This is a genomic window from Burkholderia sp. Bp8998 (assembly GCF_003854235.1).
Taxonomy (GTDB): domain Bacteria; phylum Pseudomonadota; class Gammaproteobacteria; order Burkholderiales; family Burkholderiaceae; genus Burkholderia.
In genome coordinates, this window is sequence record NZ_QTQF01000105.1 from 1 (window position 1) to 2,775 (window position 2,775).

The 2,775-nt window shown below is 63.1% G+C and carries 3 protein-coding genes; all 3 read right to left on the bottom strand.

Going from position 1 to position 2,775, the window contains the following annotated elements; genetic code table 11:
* Window positions 1–152: 152 nt before the first annotated feature.
* Window positions 153–1,757, bottom strand: a complete 1,605-nt coding sequence (tnpC, locus tag DIE06_RS37495) for an IS66 family transposase (protein WP_124457133.1) — start codon at window positions 1,755–1,757, stop codon at window positions 153–155.
* 99 nt (window positions 1,758–1,856) lie between these two features.
* On the bottom strand, window positions 1,857–2,210 hold the full coding sequence (gene tnpB / locus DIE06_RS37500; RefSeq protein WP_185658309.1) for an IS66 family insertion sequence element accessory protein TnpB: 354 nt from the start codon (window positions 2,208–2,210) through the stop codon (window positions 1,857–1,859).
* Window positions 2,210–2,692, bottom strand: a complete 483-nt coding sequence (gene tnpA / locus DIE06_RS37505) for an IS66-like element accessory protein TnpA (RefSeq protein ID WP_260433909.1) — start codon at window positions 2,690–2,692, stop codon at window positions 2,210–2,212. Before tnpA ends, tnpB begins: the two co-directional genes overlap by 1 nt.
* Window positions 2,693–2,775 lie beyond the last annotated feature (83 nt).

A 2,775-nucleotide genomic window follows, 5' to 3' on the forward strand; every position in this document is an offset into this window, starting at 1 on the left:
CGTAAGCGGTAAATTCAGCACACCGAATGGAGAATCATTTGCAACTGTTGGGCGAGCATAGCCGCATCGCGACGGCCGAGGTTGACCGGCGATGTCCGCAACTGAGTCTCGGTAGAGTGCGCCGGCGCGATGGCCGGAGCGCGCTCGCTGTGTCAGCTCACGCTCGCCTCGGCTTGTTGCTTCACGTAGTTGAACGGCAGCAGGTCGCTGATGTCCGCGTCGGGAGCGCGTTGCGGCAATTCGGTCAGCACATGCAGCAGCCAAGCGTGCGGTTCGACGCCGCAGGCGCGGCATGTGAGCATCATGCTGTAGACCATCGCGCTCGCCTTCGCGCCAGCCTCCGTGTCGCTGAACAGCCACGATTTTCTCGCAGTGGCAAACGGCCTGATGTCACGCTCGATGACGTTGTTATCAAGCGGCAGACGGCCGTCATCGACGTAGCGGATCAGATACTGCCATTGCCGACGGCAGTAACCGATCGCTTCGCCGAGCAAGCTCTGCGGCAGAACCTTCGGTGCCAGCTCGTCAAGCCAGGCCTTGAAGGCGGTCAGCAGCGGCACGCTGTGCTGCTGCCGCAGGCGATACCGGTAATCGGTCAGCGTTTCGCCTTCGGGCAGCGTCTGCTTGGCCAGCGCTTCGACCTGATACAGTGCTTGGAAGAACTCGAGTGCCTTCGTGATGCGGGAACTCGGTTTGTTCTTCTGGCCCTTGAGCGCGTCCGTAAACAGCCTCCTTGCATGCGCAAGGCACCCAAGGTGCGTCGCCGTCTTGACCGTGCGCCAGGCAGGCCAGCCGTCCGTCATCAGCGTGCCAGCGTAGTCGCCGAGGAACGCGCGCGGATGCTCGCCACCGCGCCCCTGCTGATACTCGAACAGCACGACCGGCTGGTCGCTATCTGCGTCGCTCCGATACACCCACATATACGACTTATCCTGCGCGTTTCGCCCCTGTTCCTTGAGCACCTGGACCGTGGTCTCGTCGCCGTGGATCAACCACTGGCCTCGCAGAACCTGCTTGAGTGCGTCGTAGATCCGCGTGTAGTGCAGCTCGGCCGGGCGGATGATCCAGTTCGCCAACGTGCCGCGGCTGACCGCAATGTTCGAGCGCGCGAGCACGTCCTCCATCCGGTACAGCGGCGTGCCGTCGACGTACTTGCCGGCCGTGACGGCGGCGATCATCGACGGACTTGCGTGACTGCCCGGCAAGGGCTGCGCCGGCATCGGCGCGACTACGATCGGCGTACGCACGCCGTGGCGTTCGCAGTGCCGGCACGCATATTTGGCGCGCGCATGTTGCAGCACCGACACCTTGACTTCCATGTGCAACTGCTCGCTGACGTCTTCGCCCATACGATGCAGCGCCTTACCGCAGCACGGGCAAGTTTTCTGCCCTTCGGGCAGGTCGTACTCAATGCGCTCGCGCGGCAGATCCGCGGGCAGCGGCTTGCGACCTCGCTTACGGGGCTCAGGCTTGTCGAGCTCCGGCAATCCAGTGTCCGGCAGCGAAGGCGCGTCACTGTTGTCTGCGTCGTCCGGATCAGCGTCGGCGGCATCTTCGGCCTCGTTGAACACGCGATCCTTGCGCTTTTCGCTCTTTGGCGCGTACTGCCGGGCCAGTGCGAGACGATATTGCTCTTCCAACGCGTCGAGGCGCTTGGTCAGTTCGTCGATCCTGGCATCGCGCTCGGCGAGACCTGCTTCGAGTTCGTGGATGTAGGCCTTGGCGGCCTGCGGCAATCGGGCGAGATCGGCTTTCATGCGCTTCACGATAGCGAAGCGCGGCGTCGCACAGGTTTACGGAGATGTGTAACAGTCGGGACGGCCGTTGTTGGCCAACAACGTTCGCAATACCGCTCCTCAACTCGTGAAGCAGTACTGTCGTGCGGGATGCGGACGCAGTGCGTCGAGATCGACGCCGTCGAGCAGCAGGTGGAGCTGGTCGACCGTGAGCTCGATCACGGCCTGTTGACGACGGGGCCAGGCGAAACGATCTACCTCGAGCCGTTTCAACATCAGCCAGAAGCCGGCCCGGTCATAGAGCAACAGCTTCACGCGATCCCGTTTCCGGTTGTGGAATCCGAAGACGGCTCGTGCGAGCGGATCGAGATGCATCGACTGTTCGACCATCGTCACCAGCGTATTCAGTCCGGCCCGGAAGTCTATCGGCTCGCGGTGCAGGTAGATCCGCAGGTCGTGGTCGAAGCGGAACATCAACCCGCTCCCAACGCGGCAATCATCGCCGTGACCAGCGAGGTGTCTCGCCCAGAGCATTCGAGCTCGAGCACGACACCGTTAGGCAGTGTCGCCGACAAACGCGCCAGCGGTGCCGCTCGCGGCGACGGACGGGGCGGATCTCGTTGCAGCAACGGCTGCGGGGCTGGCGGTGCCGTTTCCGCAGGAGCCGATGCCGGTGACCCGTCGATCAAGACGACCGGCACGAAGGCTGACGGCGTTTGCGCCATAGCATCATGTGAAGCGCCGGCAACTTCCCGTCGCTCTTCCAGTTGTACCCATTTGCGCAACTGGTTCGCATTGACCCCAGCCTTCAGCGCCAGACCCGCCAATGACGCGCCCGGCCGGCGGCAGGCTTCGATCAACTTACGCTTGCCCTCCGGATCGTATCGATGCTTGCCATCCGCGCACGTCCGGGTCACGCGCAGGGGGAGAAAGTCAAAGTCAGTGTCGGTCATCATCTGCGTCCGCAATTCAAGTCTGCGGACGCAATCGTGGATCGATTCGGCAGCGCTGCCTAGGTGCGGAGAATTTCGCGCTTACG